Source organism: Massilia sp. 05N420 (assembly GCF_056397205.1).
Genome location: NZ_JBFTMX010000032.1, coordinates 21,605 through 40,036, shown reverse-complemented (window position 1 = coordinate 40,036; position 18,432 = coordinate 21,605). Strand labels below are relative to the sequence as shown.

At 65.4% G+C, this 18,432-nt stretch carries 18 protein-coding genes; 7 read left to right on the top strand and 11 right to left on the bottom strand.

Translation table 11 applies throughout. The features are described from left to right. Positions 1-39: 39 nt before the first annotated feature. Both AC1DIX_RS19475 and AC1DIX_RS19470 read left to right on the top strand, forming a co-directional pair. Complete coding sequence (locus AC1DIX_RS19475; RefSeq protein WP_477326619.1) at positions 40-1,032, top strand: porin; 993 nt, start codon at positions 40-42, stop codon at positions 1,030-1,032. Between the two features lie 49 nt (positions 1,033-1,081). Continuing rightward, on the top strand, positions 1,082-1,519 hold the full coding sequence (locus AC1DIX_RS19470) for a hypothetical protein (RefSeq protein WP_442124077.1): 438 nt from the start codon (positions 1,082-1,084) through the stop codon (positions 1,517-1,519). Positions 1,520-1,657: 138 nt separating this feature from the next. Here the strand turns inward: AC1DIX_RS19470 and AC1DIX_RS19465 are convergent, their stop codons facing one another. After that, on the bottom strand, positions 1,658-2,680 hold the full coding sequence (locus tag AC1DIX_RS19465) for a sulfate ABC transporter substrate-binding protein (protein ID WP_477326617.1): 1,023 nt from the start codon (positions 2,678-2,680) through the stop codon (positions 1,658-1,660). Between the two features lie 119 nt (positions 2,681-2,799). Further along, entirely contained in the window at positions 2,800-3,012 is a 213-nt protein-coding gene (locus tag AC1DIX_RS19460; RefSeq protein WP_258845858.1) for a hypothetical protein, read from the bottom strand. A gap of 218 nt (positions 3,013-3,230) precedes the next feature. Between AC1DIX_RS19460 and AC1DIX_RS19455 the strand changes: the two genes are divergently transcribed. The 3 genes from AC1DIX_RS19455 to AC1DIX_RS19445 are packed head-to-tail and all read left to right on the top strand — an operon-like array spanning position 3,231 to position 5,684. Continuing rightward, positions 3,231-3,896, top strand: coding sequence for a phosphatase PAP2 family protein (locus AC1DIX_RS19455; RefSeq protein WP_477326615.1), 666 nt, complete (start codon positions 3,231-3,233; stop codon positions 3,894-3,896). Further along, positions 3,893-4,870 carry a diacylglycerol/lipid kinase family protein gene (locus AC1DIX_RS19450; RefSeq protein ID WP_477326613.1) on the top strand — a complete coding sequence of 326 codons (978 nt, stop codon included), beginning with the start codon at positions 3,893-3,895 and terminating at the stop codon, positions 4,868-4,870. The genes AC1DIX_RS19455 and AC1DIX_RS19450 overlap by 4 nt, the downstream gene beginning before the upstream one ends. Further along, positions 4,845-5,684, top strand: coding sequence for a metallophosphoesterase family protein (locus AC1DIX_RS19445; RefSeq protein ID WP_477326611.1), 840 nt, complete (start codon positions 4,845-4,847; stop codon positions 5,682-5,684). Before AC1DIX_RS19450 ends, AC1DIX_RS19445 begins: the two co-directional genes overlap by 26 nt. Positions 5,685-5,766: 82 nt before the next feature. On the opposite strand, the gene cls is transcribed toward AC1DIX_RS19445, so the two are convergent. Both cls and AC1DIX_RS19435 read right to left on the bottom strand, forming a co-directional pair. Continuing rightward, positions 5,767-7,149: a cardiolipin synthase gene (gene cls / locus AC1DIX_RS19440; RefSeq protein WP_442124082.1), complete on the bottom strand. Its 1,383-nt coding sequence runs from the start codon at positions 7,147-7,149 to the stop codon at positions 5,767-5,769. Continuing rightward, entirely contained in the window at positions 7,146-9,245 is a 2,100-nt protein-coding gene (locus AC1DIX_RS19435; protein ID WP_477326610.1) for a site-specific recombinase, read from the bottom strand. Before AC1DIX_RS19435 ends, cls begins: the two co-directional genes overlap by 4 nt. A 173-nt stretch (positions 9,246-9,418) precedes the next feature. Here AC1DIX_RS19435 and AC1DIX_RS19430 point away from each other — a divergent pair, with 173 nt between their 5' ends. Then, positions 9,419-10,255 (top strand): branched-chain amino acid aminotransferase, encoded by an 837-nt coding sequence (locus tag AC1DIX_RS19430; RefSeq protein WP_477326608.1) that lies wholly within the window; start codon positions 9,419-9,421, stop codon positions 10,253-10,255. Between the two features lie 287 nt (positions 10,256-10,542). Here the strand turns inward: AC1DIX_RS19430 and AC1DIX_RS19425 are convergent, their stop codons facing one another. From AC1DIX_RS19425 to AC1DIX_RS19395, 7 genes are all read right to left on the bottom strand, one after another. Continuing rightward, a complete protein-coding gene (locus AC1DIX_RS19425; RefSeq protein ID WP_477326606.1) occupies positions 10,543-11,106 on the bottom strand; it encodes a DUF3617 domain-containing protein in 564 nt (187 codons plus the stop codon). An 81-nt stretch (positions 11,107-11,187) separates the two neighbouring features. Beyond that, positions 11,188-11,796: an NUDIX domain-containing protein gene (locus AC1DIX_RS19420; RefSeq protein ID WP_477326604.1), complete on the bottom strand. Its 609-nt coding sequence runs from the start codon at positions 11,794-11,796 to the stop codon at positions 11,188-11,190. Between the two features lie 110 nt (positions 11,797-11,906). Further along, on the bottom strand, positions 11,907-14,762 hold the full coding sequence (locus tag AC1DIX_RS19415; protein ID WP_477326602.1) for a TonB-dependent receptor plug domain-containing protein: 2,856 nt from the start codon (positions 14,760-14,762) through the stop codon (positions 11,907-11,909). A gap of 379 nt (positions 14,763-15,141) precedes the next feature. Then, entirely contained in the window at positions 15,142-15,813 is a 672-nt protein-coding gene (locus AC1DIX_RS19410; RefSeq protein ID WP_477326600.1) for a YiaD family glycine zipper/OmpA-like lipoprotein, read from the bottom strand. 104 nt (positions 15,814-15,917) lie between these two features. Then, the gene (locus AC1DIX_RS19405; RefSeq protein WP_105378160.1) at positions 15,918-16,064 is read right to left on the bottom strand and encodes a lmo0937 family membrane protein; all 147 of its coding nucleotides are present in this window, start codon (positions 16,062-16,064) and stop codon (positions 15,918-15,920) included. Between the two features lie 90 nt (positions 16,065-16,154). Further along, the gene (locus tag AC1DIX_RS19400; RefSeq protein WP_442124089.1) at positions 16,155-16,385 is read right to left on the bottom strand and encodes a hypothetical protein; all 231 of its coding nucleotides are present in this window, start codon (positions 16,383-16,385) and stop codon (positions 16,155-16,157) included. Positions 16,386-16,572: 187 nt separating this feature from the next. Then, positions 16,573-17,430 carry an outer membrane lipoprotein gene (locus AC1DIX_RS19395; RefSeq protein WP_477326598.1) on the bottom strand — a complete coding sequence of 286 codons (858 nt, stop codon included), beginning with the start codon at positions 17,428-17,430 and terminating at the stop codon, positions 16,573-16,575. A gap of 178 nt (positions 17,431-17,608) precedes the next feature. Between AC1DIX_RS19395 and AC1DIX_RS19390 the strand changes: the two genes are divergently transcribed. Then, positions 17,609-18,340, top strand: coding sequence for a Crp/Fnr family transcriptional regulator (locus AC1DIX_RS19390; RefSeq protein WP_477326596.1), 732 nt, complete (start codon positions 17,609-17,611; stop codon positions 18,338-18,340). The last annotated feature ends 92 nt before the right edge of the window (positions 18,341-18,432 follow it).

Genomic DNA, 18,432 nt, shown 5'->3' with positions numbered 1-18,432 from the left:
GTAGAGTGGGAATACTGTAGGCGTACTGAGGATTTCGCCATGAAGACGCCGCCCATCATCGCCATCGTATTTTGCGGAGCCGCCCGCCTTGCGTTCGCGCAGGATGCCGGCACCGGAACCGCACCCGCGGCACCCGCCGGCACCACGCAGGGCGCGACGGGCGCCCACGACATCGCGGTATTCACCGGCGTTCCCACCCGTACCCGCGGCGGGGACTGGGGGACGCCGCCGCGCCGCGGTTATGGCCAGTTCGGCCGCTCGGCCTTCGGCGACATCGAAGGCTTCACCCTCGGCCGCCAGTACAACCTGGAATACCTGTCGCTGGCCGATGTCGGCGATCCCTTCCACACCGGCACGGCCGGCCGGGCCAGCAACCTGGTCGGGCGCAACGGCATGCGGTCGAACGAGAATGTGCGCTACTACGGCAGCAGCATGAACGGCTTCAGCACCGGCGGCTCCTGGACCGTCGACACCCTCGGCGGCGACCCGCTGGCCGACCGCGCCTGGGGCATGACGGTAGGCGTCGACATGGGCAGCTTCTCGTTGCGCGCCGCCCACCAGAACCGCCACGTGGCCCAGATCCGCCTGTTCGACCTGGTCGGCAGCAGCATGGACGCGAAGAACTCGCTGATCGCCGCCAACCTGCGCATGCGCTGGGGCACGGCCTACGCGGCCTATGCGGCCAACCGCGGCTGGGGCAGCTCGCCCCTGTACAACCCGGACAATCCCTACGGTGCCGGGGTCGCCAGCACCTCGTCGACGGACAGCCGGGACACGCTGGCGGGGGTGGCGGTGCCGGTGACGCGCAACACGACTTTCCTGGCCTCCTATATCCACAAGGACGACCGCGACCTCGCCAACCGCGACGCCAACCAGTTCGCGGTGGGCGCCAGCTATGTCGTGTCGCGCAAGACGGATTTCTACGCGGCCATCTCCCACACGGTCACTACCAAGGGCAACGGGGTACTGATCGGCGGCGCGGCGCATCCCGGTAGTTCCGCAGTGAACGTCGGCATGCGCCATGCGTTTTGAATTTGGGGTAGCCTGACTTTATGACTTATTGCATTGAATCGGAGGACACATGACTGGCTCGAGCACACTTGATCCGGATAACTTTCCCGGAGCACCAGACCGTAGCCTTGGCAAAGGCCACGGCATCGATGCCCTTGGCCCGAGCGACGTGACCGACAGCGGCAGCGACGTCGTCGGCGGCCCGGGCTTCGCGGCCAATCTGGACGACGACCAGGTGCTGGACCTGGACACCGGCACCACCTCGGACAACGAGGAAAGCTATGCCCACGATACCGCCGGGGCCGACATGGGCGACCCCAACCTGGAGAGCGACAGCGATTTCGGCGGCACCGGCGAACGTGCGGCCGCCGGCCGCGACCTGCGCGTCAGGGACGGCAACGACATCGACACCGACCACATCGAATCGATCCCGGACCTGCCGCTGACGGACGAGGACGTGGACTTCCTCGGCAGCCAGCCGCCGAAGGGGCCGGCGCCGGGCAAATGATCGAAGTTTTTACGGATGGTAAAAAACCGGGCGTTGCCCGGTTTTTTCGTAGGGTGGGCGCGGCCGGCGCAGGCACCCTTGCCCATCGCCGATCACGCCTGGTCGAGCGCCTCGCCGTTGCGGGCGGTGTTTCTATCTTTACTTCTTACCCGGCTGATAAATCTGATCGAAAATCCCCCCGTCCGCAAAGTGCGCCTTCTGCGCCTTGGTCCAGCCGCCGGCGATCTCGTCGATGGTGAACAGCTTGACGGCCGGGAATTGTGCCGCGTATTGCTTGGCGTAGGGCTCGACCACCGGGCGGTAATAGTGCTTGGCGGCGATCTGCTGGCCTTCGGCGCTGTACAGGTATTGCAGGTAGGCTTCGGCCACCGCGCGGGTGCCGCGCTTGTCGACGACCTTGTCGACCACCGACACCGGCGGCTGGGCCAGGATGCTCACCGACGGGGCCACGACTTCGAACTTGTCCGGGCCCAGTTCCTTCACCGCCAGCAGGGCTTCGTTTTCCCAGGCCAGCAGGACGTCGCCGATGCCGCGTTCGACGAAAGTGGTGGTGGCGCCGCGGGCGCCGGAGTCCAGCACCGGCACGTTCTTGTACAGCTTGGCCAGGTAGTCGCGGGCGCTGGCGTCGGTGCCGCCCGGCAGGCGCAGGGCGTAGCCGTAGGCGGCCAGGTGGTTCCAGCGCGCGCCGCCCGAGGTCTTCGGGTTCGGCGTGATCACGGAGACGCCCGGCTTGATCAGGTCGGCCCAATCCTTGATGTGCTTCGGATTGCCCTTGCGGACCAGGAACACGATGGTCGAGGCGTAGGGCGTGCTGTTGTGGGCCAGGCGCTGTTGCCAGTTGTGCGCGATAAGGCCGCGTTCGCTGATAGCATCGATGTCATAGGCCAGCGCCAGGGTGACGACGTCGGCCTGCAGGCCGTCGATCACCGAACGCGCCTGCTTGCCGGAGCCGCCGTGCGATTGCTTGACGGTGACGTTGTCGCCGGTCTTGGCTTTCCACTGGCGGGCAAAAGCCTGGTTGAAATCCTGGTAGAGCTCACGGGTCGGGTCGTACGACACGTTCAGCAGGGTGATGTCCGCGGCGAAGGCGACGGACTGGCCCAAGGCGGAGCTGAAAAGCGCTACGAGGGCCAGCGTGGCGGCGATTTTTTTATGAAACATCGTTTTCTTTCGGGCAGGTGAGGAAGCCTCAGCTTAGGTGCCTGCTCAGCGAAAGAAAACGAATTTAAACGATGAACCTTATGCGCTTTTTAATGCGACGCTTTATAACGCGCCGACTTTCACTTGGCCTTCGACAGGATCAGCAGCCAGCGGCGGAACAGCAGCACTTCGAGGTGGCCCGGCACGACCCCGGTATCGAATTCGATGACCGGATTGACTGCGTAGAAGCGCTTGCGAAAATCGCGGGTAACGAGAATCTCGCGGCGGCCGAGGCGGACCAGGAACGGAGTCGGTGCGTATTCAAGGCCAAAAGAGCTGTTCAGAGTAGTCATGACGATCCCTTTGTCGAGTGTTGTTGGTCAACGTGTTGTTCAAGTGCATTCAGAATATCACAACTACTGTATAAATCCACAGTTACTGTACAAAAATCCAGTTCTATTTCGCAACTGTGGTTTTTTCACCAACTGGCCCCATCTGGAGCCGCATGCTGACATCCGTCCACCGCTCAGTTCATCGATTCCTCGCCCGGCGCTTCTCTCCGAAGGAGGAGATGGGCCTGCATCTCACCATCGGCGTGATCCTGATCCTGTGCGCCGCCTGGGCCTTCGGCGAGATCGCCGAGGACCTGATCGAGGGCGACACCATCACCCTGATCGACGTCCGCCTGGCACACTGGTTCCGCGCCCACGCCAACGCCGGCTTCACCGATGCCATGCTCTTCATCACGCACTGGAACGGCATCCTCGGCTCCAGCATCATGGGCTTGCTGCTGGCGCTCTGGTTCTGGTACCGCAAGGCGCATTACTGGCTGGTCGTGGTATTGGTGTCGGTGCCGGGCGGGATGCTGCTCAACGTCGCCCTCAAACACATTTTCCGCCGCGCCCGGCCCAGCCTGGAGGACCCCTTGCTGACGCTGTCGACCTATAGCTTCCCCAGCGGCCACACCGCGGCCGCCACCGTGTTCTACGGCCTGCTGGCCTGCTACCTGGTGCGCCGCGTGCATGCCTGGCCGGCGCGCGCCGCGATCGTCGCCGCCTGCGTGCTGATGGTGATGCTGGTGGCGCTGTCGCGCATGTACCTGGGCGTGCACTACCTGTCCGACGTGCTGGCGGCCAGCGCGGAAGGCGCGGCCTGGCTGGCGATCTGCATCACGGCGGTGTCGACCCTGCACCGCCGCCGCAGGGCGGGTGCGCAGGGCAGGGAGGTGGCGCCATGAAGCCGGTGACCGTGATTGTCAACGGCGGCGCCGGCCACGGCCACGACGACCAGGCCTGCGCGGAACTGCGCGCCAAGCTGAGCGAGGCCGGCCTGGACGCCGAACTGGTACTGGCCAAGGACGGCCAGGAGATGATCGCCACCGCCAGGCGCGCGCTCGAGCAGGGCGCCGAACTGGTCGCGGCCGGCGGCGGCGACGGCACCATCAACGCGGTCGCCTCCGTGATGGTGGGCAGCGGCGTGCGCTTCGGCGTGCTGCCGCTGGGGACCCTGAACCATTTCGCGAAAGACCTCGGTGTTCCGCTCGAGCTCGACGAAGCCGTGCGCAACCTGGCGAGCGGGGTGCCGCGCCAGGTCGACGTCGGCGAAGTCAACGGCCGCATCTTCCTCAACAATTCCAGCCTCGGGATCTACCCTGACATCGTGCGCGATCGCGAGAAGCAGCAGCGCCGTCTGGGGCGCGGCAAATGGCCGGCGGCCCTGTGGGCGACGCTGGCGGCGCTGCGCCGCTATCCTTTCCTGTCGATGCGCCTGATGGTGAATGGCGAAACGCTGGCGCGCCGCACGCCCTTCGTCTTCATCGGCAACAACCGCTACACCATGCAGGGCCTGGCGATCGGCGAGCGCGAGCGCCTCGACGACGGCGTGCTGAGCCTGTACGTGGCCCAGCATCCGACCCGCCTGGGCCTGCTGCGCTTCGCCATCGACGCCCTGCTCGGCAGGCTGGGCAGCGAGCGCGACTTCGACATCCTGGAGGCGGCGGAATTCGAGATCGCCACCCACCACGCGCACCTGCACGTCGCCACCGACGGCGAAGTCACGCAGATGCATGCGCCGCTGCGCTACCGGGTGAGGCCTGGCGCACTGACGGTGCTGGTTCCCGCGGCGACAATGGAAGGAACCAGCATCACAACGCTAACAGCGACACCAGGAAAGGAAGCGGAAGATCATGCGCACACTCGTTCACCTCTCTGACCTGCATTTCGGCCGCGTCGATCCGGAACTGCTCGACCCACTGCGCGACCTCGTCCACCGCATCGCCCCGAGCGTGGTGGTGGTGTCGGGCGACCTGACGCAGCGGGCGAAAAGCGAGCAGTTCGAGGAGGCGCGCGCCTGGCTCGACACCTTGCCCGGTCCGCAGATCGTCGTCCCCGGCAACCACGACATCTCGCTGTACAACGTGTTCCGCCGCTTCGCGCTGCCGCTCGAACGCTACAAGCGCTACATCACCGACGATCTGGACCCGGTCTTCATCGACGACGAGGTCGCGGTGCTGGGCGTGAACACGGCACGCTCCCTCACCTGGAAGGACGGCCGCGTCAACAAGGAGCAGGTCGACAAGATCCGCGCCACCCTGGCCAGCATGCCGAAGGATATCGTGAGGGTGGTGGTGACCCACCATCCCTTCGACCTGCCCGAAGGCTCCACCGACGAGGACGACCTGGTCGACCGCGCCCACATGGCGATGGATGCCTTCGCCGACGTCGGCGTCGACCTGCTGCTGGCCGGCCACCTGCACAAGAGCCACGCCGGCAACACCCAGGCGCGCTACAAGATCAGCGAGTACGCGGCCCTGGTGGTGCAGGCCGGCACGGCAACGTCCACGCGCGGCCGCGGCGAGGTGAACTCCTTCAACGTGATCCGCACCGAGCCGCAGAAGATCGAGGTCGATCGTTATGGCTGGGATTCCGTGCACAAGCAGTTCCAGCTGCTGGCGACCGAGAAGTTCATGCGCAGCGGGAATGTGTGGGCGGAGGTGAACGAGGGCTTGCTGGCGGCGGGGATTTAAGCCGCCGCCGTTTGAACCGTCATCCCCGCGGAAGCGGGGACGACTGTGGGCAGCGCGGGAACGGCGGTTCAGCGCAGCCTGCTCAAATCCAGTACTCCCCCAGGCGCGCCACCCACTCCCGCAGCCGATCCTTCCACGGCCGGTGCCGCCACCGCTCCAGGGTCACTTCCTTCGAATCGCGCAAGTCCTCGTTGAAGGCGCTCTCCATGTCGCCTCCGAAGGCCGGGTCCATCACCACCACGTTCAGCTCGTAGTTGTGCAGGAAGCTGCGGCGGTCGATGTTGGCCGAGCCGATGGTCGACCAGCCGCCGTCGATCACCGCCGTCTTCGCGTGCAGCACGGCGATCTGCAGTTCGTAGATCTTGACGCCGGCCTTTAGCAGCTGGTCGTAGAAGGCCTGGCCGGCGTAGCGGATCAGGCTGTGGTCGGACACGCCCGGCAGCACCAGCTTGACGTCGACGCCGCGCTTCGCCGCATTGGCGAGGGCGTCGACGATCTGCTGGTCGGGGACGAAGTAGGCGGACGTGATGTGAATGCTCTGCCTGGCTTCCGAGATCGCCACCACCAGCGCCTTGTAGATGTCGGAATCGCCTTCCGGATTGCCGGCCAGGACGCGGATCAGCTTGTCACCCTCGCGGGACAGGCGGGGGAAGTACTCGGCCTTGGGCAGCTCGCCGCCTTCCTGCTGGATCCACAGTTTGACGAAGGAGTACTGCAGGGCGGTCACCGCCGGGCCCTCGATCTTGACGTGGGTGTCGCGCCAGCCGACTTTCGATTCGTCGACGTTGTCCGGCTTGCTCCGCGAGCGGAACAGCGAGCTGTTGGCATAGGTCGAGCTGATGTTGATGCCGCCGGTGAAGGCGATGCGGCCGTCGACCACCATCAGCTTGCGGTGGTTGCGATTGTTCAGGTCCCAGTGGCGCTTGGCCTTGGCCGGGTTGACCGGATTGAAGATCAGAACCCGGATGCCGGCCGCGCGCATGCGGTCGAAGAAGGCGGCCGGGGTGGCGATGGCGCCGACGGCGTCGACCATGATGTTCACCGCCACGCCCTGGCGCTGCTTGTCGATCAGCACGTCCGCGAACTCGTTGCCGATCTCGTCCTGGTCGAAGATATAGGTTTCCATATTGATCGAGCTGGTGGCGGCGCGCGCCGCGGCCATCATCTCGCGCATGGTGGCGGGGCCGTCGAACAGCAGGCCCACCCGGTTGCCGGCGATGAGCGGCACGCCGGTCACCTGTTCTTCCAGCAGCGCCAGCGAGGTCAGGTCGGTCGAGGCGTTCGCCCAGCGCTTCTGCACCAGCGACGACGCCACCTTCGGCGGCAGCGCTCCCTTCGTGCCCGCGACCGTGGGCGTGCCCTTGGCGGGGGCGCCGGGATCGACCTCGGGCAGGGCCTTGCAGGAGGCCAGGGCCAGGCCGAGGCACAGGGCCAGGAGCCAGGAGGGCAGGCTTGGGGATCTCATTCGATACCTCTCAGTGGTTGGCCCAGGGATTCGGCCTTGGGCCCGATGAAGAAGTCCAGCGGCGCGGCGCGCAGGCGCCGGCCCAGCGCGCGCAGCAGGCGGAATCCGTGGTAGAAGCGGATCTTGCGGGCGCGCAGCGCCACCCACAGCGCGAGCCCGAAGCTCACCAGCAGGTTGACCACGGCGATCAGGGCAATCCCCAGCAGGGCGATGCCGGCCGTCTCCCAGTCGAGCTGGTAGTCGAGGCCGACGAAGCCGATCGCCAGGTTGGCCGAGGAGAAGGTCACGTGGCGGACGTCGAGCGGCAGGCCGAGCAGGAAGCCGACCAGGGCGGTGGTGCCCATCAGGATGCCGAACACGGCGTTGCCCATCAGGCCGCCGAGGTTGTCCTCGACGTAGCGGCCGAAGCGTTCCAGGCGCTCGCGCCCCAGCAGGCGCCGCAGGCCGTGCAGCTGCTGCACGCGCTGGCCCATGCGGGTGTAGAGCGCCTTGTTGTCGTAGTAGCCGGATACCAGCCCCGAGACGAACAGCCAGACCCCGGCAATGGCCGCATGCAGCAGGGCCAGCGAATGCCAGGGATGGCTGTCCTCGATCAGGTGGCGCGCCTTGAACACGTTCACCAGATGGTGGCCGCTCAGGTATTGGTAGCCGAGCGCGAGCAGGAAGGAGATCGGGATCACCGTCGCCAGGTTGCCGAGCACGGCCACCACCTGGGTGCGGAACACCTTGTTGACCAGGGCCGCCATGCTGTCGACGTCGGCCTGGCGGTAACCTTTGCCCTTCTGGTCGCTTTCGTGGAGGGCGGCGGCGATGCGCGCGGCCGTCATCGCGGGCTGCTTGGTGGCGACCGTGAAGTGCAGCACGTGGATGAGCATGAAGCCGAACGAATAGTTCATGCAGTACAGCGCGGCCTCGATCAGCGGCGCCTGGTGCAGATAGGACATCAAGATCTTGATGACCGCCATCACGCTGATGATGAAACCGGCGCCGGCGGCCTGGTTGAACATCTGGCGCATGGCGCCGCGGTCCTCGGCGACGTAATGCTCGCCGGTGCGGCTGGCGTTCTCCGTCACGTTACGCGCCAGCAGGTCGACGTTGTCGCGCACCAGGCCGCGCACCTGGTATTTGGTGTTGTGGGCTTCCGCCAGTTCCTGGGCCAGGGACAGCGCGGCCGCGCGGCGCAGCGAGGTCGGCGGCTCGGACGGCGGCGTGGCCTCGTTGGCCAGCGCATGCAGGTCGATGGTCGGCGCGCCCGGCAGCTCGCCGCTGACGTCGACCAGGAACAGGAGCTTGCGCAGGCGGTCGATGCTCTGGGTGACCGCCACCAGCAGATAGGTCAGCGAGACGCTGGTGCCGGCCCCCAGCGCGCGGCGCCGGACCTTCAATACCACTTCTTCGCACTGGTCGAGCATCACCAGCAGGTGGCGCGCGTCTTCCATCTGCTCGATCTCGCCGGCCAGCAGGCGGCCGTACTGGTCGAGGTAGTTGTTGGCCTCGATGTTCTGCATCAGGAAGGGCGAATCGACTTCCTCGATTTCCATGTGGGCGTGGATCAGGCGCGGCTCCAGTCCCAGTGCGCAGACGCGGCAGGAGAGGGTGCGGATCGCGTCGAGCAGGCCGAGCACCGTCACCTGGCGGGCGCGGTCCGGGACAGCGTCCGCGGGCGGCGGGGCGTTGGCGATGGTGTCGAAGAGCTCGAGCCAGTCGGCGTTCGGGATCGCGCGGATCCACAGGTAATCGTCCTCGCGGCACAGCAGGCGTTCGAGGGTATCGGACAGGTAGTGGTCGTCGAGGGCGGGCGGCAGGATGCGGTAGGCGATGCGGCGCTTCAGTTCGGTAAAGAAGCCGTCGTTCGAGAGAATACCGACATCGGAATACAGGCTCGTGTGGCGGCGGGTTTCCAGCAGGGTGGCGAGGTAGCGGCGCAGCGCCCAGGCCTGGCCGGGATGGCCTTTGAGGAGCTGGCACAGCGTGCGCACCTGGGCGCGCGCGTAGTCGTAATCGGACGCGCGGCGTGGACGCAGTTTGTCGACCAGGTCGATCAGCAGGTCGATGCGATCGCTGTCCGGGTCGATACGTTCTAGGATGTCGAGCATGAAGTACTTGTAGTGCTGGGCGAAAGGACTGCCCGGAAAGCGTAGTGTACTCGTGGATATGTGAAAGCTGTGTACGCCAACGAACTGAGCGGCCGTGGACTCTGGCGTACCGGATGCCGGCGCCTGGGTTAAACTTGATGCGTTACGTCATCGCTTTTTACTAGGGAAAACCAATGTACCTGACTTATTACAACGGCGAATGGGCCGAAGGAAATACGCCGCTGTTCGGCGCCATGGACCATAGCGTCTGGCTGGGTTCTTCCGTGTTCGACGGCGCGCGCGCCCTGCGCGGCCACCTGCCGGACCTGCGTCCTCACCTGCAGCGCGTGATCGACTCGGCCGAGAAGCTGGGCCTGCGCTGCCCGCTGTCGGTGGACCAGATGGAAGCGCTGGTGCGCGAAGGCCTGGCCAGGTTCCCGGCCGATGCCGAGCTCTACATTCGTCCGCTGGTGTTCGCTTCCGAAGGCTTCCTGATCCCGGTGCCGGAAAAGGCCGGCTTCGCCCTGACCCTGTTCGACGCGCCGCTGCCGCCGTTTACCGGTTTTTCGGCCTGCCTGTCGGAACTGCAGCGCCCGCAGCCGACCATGGCGCCGACCGACGCCAAGGCCTCGGCCCTGTACGCCAACACCGCCCGCGCCCTGCGCGAAGCTAGGACCCGCGGCTTCGACAACGCCATCATGCTGGACGCCGCCGGCGACGTGGCCGAGTTCGCTTCCTCGAACCTGTTCCTGGTCACCGCCGACGGCGCCGTCGTCACCCCGGCCCTGAACGGCACCTTCCTGGCCGGCATTACCCGCGCCCGCGTCATCGCGCTGCTGAAGGACGCCGGCGTGACGGTCGAGGAACGCACGGTCAAGCCGGAAGAACTCGACACCGCCCGCGAAATCTTCAGCACCGGCAACTACGGCAAAGTCACCCCCTGCATCCGCTACGAAACCCGCGACCTCCCGGCCGGCCCGGTAGCCAAACAGGCGCGCGACCTCTACCTCGCCTTCAGCGAAACCACCTGAGCCCATAATTCGGGGTCAGTAATTCGGGGTCAGAGCACATTTCGCCTTCAATTCGGGGTCAGAGCGCTTTTTCGATCAATGGCCATGCGGCTAAGACATCGGGCGGAGCAGGGGCGCCACCAGGCCAGGGGCAACATAGGGGCATCATTTTTTACGGCTGAGATATTGCCCAAAAAGTGCTCTGACCCCGAATTAGCGGAATAATGTGCTCTGACCCCGAATTTGGGGAGTAAAAAAGGCCAGGCTGGCGAACCAGTCCTGGCCAAATCCCGTGGGGGTCGTTGCTGCTATTGCGCTTGCGGGATGCTGATTGGTCGGAGATTGCCGCAGTCGGCGCCCAGCCATTTGCCGGCGACGTCCATGTCCACTGTCTGTTGCCTGCCGCCGTCGTTGCCTTTGACGTGCATCTGGGCGCGGTAGCTGGTGTCGCTGTCGAAGCTCATTTCGCCTTCGCCGCTGGCCGGTGGCTTGCTGCAGCTGAAGGCGACCTTCATCCTGTTGCCGGAGACCGGCGTCAGTTTCTGCTTGCAGTCGCCTTCCTGAACTGGAAATTCCTTCCGCTGGATCATTTCCTTGGTCATGCACATGCGCGAGGTGAGGGCGCCGCCGGCGCCGACGTTCATCTGCACGCCGTTGCGTTCCATCATTTGCTGCATGGCCTTGTGCTGTTCCGGCGACATATTGGCGAGCTGCTTCTGCATCTCGGCCATGGCCGACTGCATCTGGCCGTCGGAGGAGCTGACCTTGTTGCTCAGCTCCCAGAGCCCGGGTTTCATATTGAGGTTCTGGGCGCCGGCCGGCAGCGCCAGTGCGGCCGCGCAAGCCGAAAGGATCAGGGCAAGGGTCTTCATGGGGGATGTTCTCCTGTAACTGGAATGCATTGTGGCGGGCGCGCCGGTTTCCCGGCAGCACCACCAATGGGGGGAAACGGGTCAGGAGGCTTCGTGCCGGCCCAGCACGCGGCGCTCCAGGTGCAGCATGAGCAGCACGGTCTTGGCGTCGACGATGCCGCCGGTGTCGATCAGCGCCAGCGCATCGTCGAAGTCCATCTCGATCACCTCGATGTCTTCGCCTTCCTCGGCCTTGCCGCCGCCGTCGCCGCTGCGGCGCGCCGGATCGTACTCGGCGACGAACAGGTGGATCTTCTCGGTCAGCGAGCCGGGACTCGGAAACAGCTGCATCACGGCGTCAAGGCGCTCGATCTCGTAGCCGGTTTCCTCGCGGGCCTCGATCCTGGCGCGCTCTTCGGGCGGCGCATCGTCGTCCAGCACCCCGGCGACGGCCTCCAGCAAGAAGCCGTCGTGGCCGCCGATGGGCGCACTGAGGCGGGCGCCGAGCCGGAACTGGCGCGTCAGCACCACGGTGCGGCGTTCGCGGTTGTACAGCAGCACGGCGGCGCCGCTGGCGGCGTCGTAGACTTCGCGCTGCTGCTCCTGCCAGCCGCCGTCGCGGCGCAGCTGTTCGTAGGTGACCTTCTTGAGCGGATAGAAATCGTCGGAGAGGATCTCCTCGCCGGCGATGCGGATGCGTGGTTCTGCCATGGCGTCTCCTGGTGATATGCCGGCCGAGCATACACCGCGGCCACGAAAAAAGCCGCCCGGCTTGCGCGGGGCGGCTTTCGATCGTACTAGACGTTCAAGCGTTCAGCAGATTACTTGAACTTGTACGAAGCGGTCAGGCGGAAGTAACGGCCCATGCCATTGTGCAGCTGGGTGTTGAAGCCGGTGACTGCTTCACGCGGATCGTAAGGGGCCTTGGTGTCGAACAGGTTGCGGATGTTCGCCGACAGGGTCCAGTTCTTGAAGCCGGTGTACGAGTAGGCGGCACCGAAGGTCAGCCATTCGTCGACGTTGCAATCCGCGTTCGTCAGGCCGAAGTTCGGCAGGCCGCCCAGCGAGTAAGCGGTCGACGGCTGGCCCTTGCCGTAGTGGCAGTACGGCTGCGGGTAGGTCACGTCGTTGTCGTAGCGGCGCATCAGCGAGATGTCGGAGACGTAGTCGGCCGACAGGGTCGTTGCGTGGTTGCCGTAGGTCCAGGTCGACGCGACGTTCAGGCGGTGACGCGGGATGTCGCCGACCGAGGTGGCCCAGTCGGACAGACCGCCGTTGGTGCCCACCAGGTTGTGCGACACTTCGCCCGGACGCTCGGCACGCTTGAAGGTCAGCGTGTAGCTGTAGTTCACGCGCGTCGTGATGCGGCCCATCTCGCCCAGGTTCAGGCGATGTGCGGCTTCGACGTCGATGCCCGAGGTGTCGGTGCTGCCCTGGTTGACGAAGGTACGGTTGATCGCCAGCAGCTGGCCGGAGTTCGGGATCGGCTTGCCGCTCGCGTCGACCAGGTTGTTGTTGTCACGCACGGCCAGGCCCGGGTACAGGTCCGGGTGCTGGGCCACGAAGGTCGACGACAGCAGCGCGGTCTCGTTTTCCTTGCGGATGCGGTAGTAGTCGATCAGCAGGTCGACGTTCTTGGTCGGGTTGATGATCGCGCCGAACGAGTAGCTCTTCGAGGTTTCGTTCTTCAGGTTCGGGTTCGGAGCCGAGATCGACGAGATGCTGCGCGAGCAGTCCAGCGGATCGGCGCCTGCTACCGGCGTACGGCCGTCCGGGCAGCGGATCGGATCGGCGAAGCCGTTGTTGAACGACTGTACGCCGCCCGGCGACACTTGCGACAGCGCCGGTGCGCGGAAGCCCTTGGCGAAGGAGCCGCGGAAGGTGACCTTGTCGGTCGCTTCCCACTTGGCGCCGACCTTCGGCACGAAGCTGCGTGCGGTCGGGTACTTGTCGACGCGACCGGCGAAGTCCATCTCGAAGGTCTTGGTGAACGGCGTACGCAGTTCGACGAAGCCCGACTTGACCACGCGCTGGCCTTGCAGGACCGAGTTCGACAGGCCGATGATGTTGCCGCTTGCCAGTTCCGGATCGGAGGTCAGGCCCAGTTTTTCCTGGCGGATTTCGCCGCCGAAGGCCAGGCCGATTTCGCCGCCGGCCAGCTTGCCGAACGAGGTCGAGGCCTTGGCGTCCAGCTGGGTGACTTGCGAGAAGCCGGTGTTGTCGACGTCACGCACCGCGTTCGGATCGGCGATGGTCGCAGCGATGGTGCGGCCTTCGGTCACGATGCGGTTGACGACCGGGAAGTACAGGTAGCCATGGCCCAGGTCGTCACGCTCTGCGCGGTTGTACAGCAGGCCGGTTTCCCAGTCGAAGGCCCCGGCGGTGCCTTTCAGGCCGGTCAGGAAGCGGTAGGTCTTGTTGACGGTCTCGGAGCCGCCGTTGGTGCCGACGAAGCGGAACGCTGCCGCAGCGCTGTAGCCGGTGTACGGGTTGTCCGGGTGGCCCGACGGCAGCAGCAGCTGGTAGCTGGTCGGCAGGCCGTTGACGCGGAACACGGTGGTCGGGGTGGTCGACGCGATGGTCTTCGGTGCGCCGGTGTATTCACGCTCGACGCGCGAGAAGCCGATCTCGGTGAACGAGGTCACGTTCTCGCCCAGCTTGACGGTGATGCGCGACAGCAGGTTGACGTCGGTGCCCTTGGACTGCGCTTCCTGGTACTCGTTGGTGTCGAAGCTGCAGAACGAACGGCCGGTCAGCATCGAGGTGTTGGTGATGCCGATGCCGTGCTCCGGACCGCCGGTGATGACCTTGCCGACGCAGCCGGCGGTGCTGTTGCTGATGTAGCGGCCGGCGGCGGCGCTGGTCGAGAAGGCTGCGCCCGGGGCCGATTGGCGGAAGATGAACGGGTTGTTCGAGACGTAGCTGCTGTAGTCGTTCAGGCGGTAGTTGATCGCCGCGTACTGGTCCTGCTCGATGTCCTTGACATCCTTGATGCCGGTGCGGCCGCGCTGCGAGACGTCGAAGCTGAGCAGGGCATTGAAACGGTCCTTGTCGAGGTCGCCGAAGCCGACCGAGCCGCTGATGTTGTTGCGGTTGAACTCGCCATTGTCGTTGGCAGCGACCGAGGCGGAAATTTCGCCGCCTTGGTAGTCATCCTTGGTGATGAAGTTGACGACGCCGGCGATCGCGTCGGAGCCGTACACGGCCGAGGCGCCATCCTTGAACACTTCGACGCGGGCGATGGCCGACACCGGGATGCTGTTCAGGTCATAAATGGTCGACTTGCCCTGGTTCGGATCGGCATAGGCCGAGGCGGCAATGCGGCGGCCATTCAGCAGGATCAGGGTCGACGAGGTGCCCAGGTTGCGCAGGGACGCGGTCGACGCGCCTTTCGAGAAGCCGTTGTCGTCGCGGATGTCATTCGCGGTACCCGAACCGAAGGCCGGGATGTTGTGCAGCAGTTCGGCGACGGTGTTGGCACCGGTCGCGGTGATTTCCTTGGCGGTCATCACGGTGATCGGCGAGGAGTCTTCCTTGTCGGCACGCTTGATGTTCGAACCGGTCACGTACACCTTCTGGACGGACGCCTGTTCGGCTTGCGCGAACACGAAGCCTGGCGCTGCCAGGGTGAGGGCGACAGCGAGGACGCTGTGCTTAACTGCGATTTGCTTAGTCAAAATCTCTCCAATACTTAATCTCGAAGCCGGGGGCTTCTCTTATCGACCTCGGCGGGTAAAGACCAGCCAAGGGGGACGATAAGAACATTTCTCATGTGAAAAAGTCAAATCGGAGGACTTTTTTTGTGTGCATCTTGCAACAGGTATAAAGACAGGTAATGATGCTATGCGCAGATGTAAATATTTCCGTATATGCATAAGAAAAACTTATGCATATATATCAAGCTGCCCGGAGATGTCTGCCGGAGCCTGGATGTTTGCTTGTGTGCGGAGGCGGAACGACGAGGGGGGAGAGGATCTTGCGCTGCGCCGCAAAATGTGAACTTATGCGTTTGGGGTACAGCGGGCGCCGCCCTGGCGGCACGGCGCCCGGCAGGGTTCAGCCGGCGCGGTTCGGCTCGTTCACGAAGATCTCGACGCGGCGGTTGCGCGCGCGGCCGGCAGGATCGTCGTTGGAAGCGACCGGCTCGCGGGCGGCGCGGCCCTCGACCGTGATGCGGTTCGGATCGATGCCGCGCGCGGTGAGGTAGTCGCGCGTATGGGCGGCGCGGTCGAGCGAGAGCGGCTGGTTGATCTGGTCGCCGCCGGTATTGTCGGTGTGGCCGATGATGGTCACGTAGGTGCCCGGATTCTCGTTCAGGGTGGTGGCGAAGCGCTCGAGGATGGGCCGGAAATTCGGCTTGATGTCGGCGCGGTTGGTGTCGAACGAGATGTCGCTCGGGATCTCGAGCTTGAGCCGGTTGTCGGCGGTCTGCGAGACCTGCACGCCGGTGCCGCGGGTCGCCTGTTCCATCGCCTGGCGCTGCTGCTCCATGTGCTTGGACCAGACGTTGCCGGCCACCGCGCCGGCCAGGCCGCCCAGCACTGCGCCACGGGTGGCGCGGCCGCTGCCGCCCCCGCCCGTGCTGGCGCCGAGGATGGCACCGAGGCCCGCGCCGACGCCGGCGCCGGTGGCGGTGCCGCGCTGGGTGGCATTCATGTCCGCGCAGCCGCTGGCGGCGACGGYGAATACGGTCGCGCACAATGTCGACCGGATGAAAGCAGTGTGCATGGTGTTCTCCTTACAAAGAAATATCCGTTTCGAGGTCGCGCCCGTCAACAGGGCACGACCGCGAAACGGACCGCGCGGTCTTGCAGAATGTTGCGTGACGGGTCTTATATTCCGCGTCCACTGATCAGGCGCACCAGGATCATGATGACGGCAACGACCAGCAGGATGTGGATGAAGCCGCCGACGGTGTAGGAAGTGACCAGACCAAGCAGCCACAGAATAATGAGAATGACAGCGATAGTGTAGAGCATGATAGTGTCCTCTTCGAATGAACCGGCGATGTCTTTGCCGTGAGTTCAGTATCCCGGGATCCATCCATATGCTCCGTTCGCTGACGTACATTAAGCTGCGCTTTTTTGTTCTTTTCGCAATCCCGGAACCCAGCCCATGAAGCCCATCAGGCCGATGAAACCGATCAGGCAAGTCAGCATGCCGCCGGTGATCACGAAGAACACGTCGTGGGCGGCGATGTCGGCGCTGCCGGGCTGGGGCGCCGGACCGGCGCTGACGAGGCCGAAACAGGTGAGAAGCAGACCCCAGAGGATGATCCCGATCCATGCGATGCTGTTCATTGGACTCCCTTTCGTGTGGATGTTCTCCGCCGTCCTGCCGGCGTGAATCGATTCTTGACCGCCGTACGGCCGCGTTCCGTGCGCTAGCGCACATTGCGAAAAAGAAAACAAAAACGGGGCCGCAGCCCCGTTTTCCATGACCCGTCCTGCATGGCCGGGCACTGTTCTGGTGCGTTATCCGGTTCGACTATGCGGCGCGCAGCGCCCCCTTGACGATGCGGACGCGGTCGCCGGTACGCCATTGGGGCGCGTTCTGCTGGTGGAAGGTGCGCAGGGTGCCGTCGTCCAGGCGGACCCGGATCTCGTAGCTGTGGCTGGCCTTCATATTGCCTTCGACCTGGTTGCCCATCACGGCGCCGCCGACCGCGCCGGCCACCGTCGCCAGCTGGCGTCCATGGCCGCTGCCGACCTGGTTGCCCAGCAGGCCGCCGAGGATGGCGCCGCCGGCCGCGCCCACGCCGCTGCCTTGGGCGCGGGTCGTGATCTGGCGGATCGATTCGACGTTGCCGCAGTTGCCGCACCAGTTGCCCGCGGATTCCGCCTGGGCCACGCGGGCCGGGGTCCTGGCTTTCGGATAGCTCTCGCGCACCGGCGCCGGTTCGTCGTAGCCGGAGGCGGCGCTGCCCGCGGCGCTAGTGCCGTATGCGCCGGTGGCCGGCGCCGCATAGCCCGGCGGGTAGGCGCTGGCGGTGGTCGGTGCGATCGAGCTGGCCGGGGCGGCCGGCAGCGGGGCGGTGGTGCTGGGCGTTGCCGGCACATAGCTGCCGACCGCGGCCTGGGCCGGGTAGGCCGGCGGCAGYGTGCCCGGCGCCGTGTAGCCCGGCTGGCCGGGTTGCTGCAGGCTGGCGTTGAGGGCGGCGCGGTCGGCGTCGCTCAATTCGCTCCTGGCGGGTGCCATCCCGCGCGCCGTGCCGCCTTTCGACGACGGCAGCCAGCCCATGATGGCCGCGGTGCCGACCGCGCAGAACAGGATCACGGCGAGCGCCGCCAGGATCAGGAGAGGGTGCTGTCCGACGCGTGTTGGGGGTGTCTGGTGTGTGTTCATGGCTGGTCCTTTTTTTCTTCAGTCCGGTTTGACCATTGTCCCTGTCAACAACACCAGGTTCCGTGCGTCACCGTACATACTTCCCCCGGCCGGGCCGGTACGCTGACCAAAAGTTGTTAGCAAATGATACCGCGACGTCAGCCGCAGAATTGCCCTGGCGTCCAACCGCGAGGGTCCGATGAATTCTCCTGCTGCACCCATGGTCGCTGAGCATAACGCCAACCAGTTGCTGGCCGCGCTTCCTCCGGAAGACCTGGCCCGCATGCTCCCGGCGCTCGACCAGGTCCAGGTGGAGGTCGGGGCCGTGCTGTGCGAGCCCGGCGACGCCATCCGCCACATCTACTTCCCGCACGACTGCCTGATCTCGATGATGGCGGTGGCCGAAGTGCGCATGACCCTGGAGGTCGGCCTGGTCGGCCGCGAAGGCATGCTGGGCGCCACCGTCGCCCTCGGCCACGACACCACCCAGGTGCGCGCCGTGGTCCAGCGCGCCGGCAGCGCCAGCCGTATCGACGCCAGCCTGTTCCGCGCAGCCTTCGCACGCAGCCCGACCCTGCAGCGCGTGCTGTACCGCTACACGGACACCCTGCTGGCCCAGGCCATCCAGATTGCCGTCTGCAGCCGCTACCACGTGCTGGAGGCGCGCCTGGCGCGCTCGCTGCTGGTCACCCGCGACCGCCTGCAGTCCGACCGCTTCCACCTGACCCACGAATTCCTCGCCCACGCGCTGGGCGTGCGCCGGGTCGGCGTCACCAAGGCCGCCAGCGCCCTGCAGCAGCAGGGACTGATCAACTACAGCCGCGGCAATATCGAGATCCTCGACCCGGAAGGGCTGGCCCAGGCGGCCTGCACCTGCTACGAGATCGTGCGCGAAGCCGGCGCCGGCATACCCGCGCCGCTGTTCGTATAAACCGTATAAATCGTATAAACTGTTTTAGCCTTTCTTTCGGAGGGCGGCTTCCAAAAGTAAAACGCCCCGTCGAAACGGGGCGTTTGCCTTTG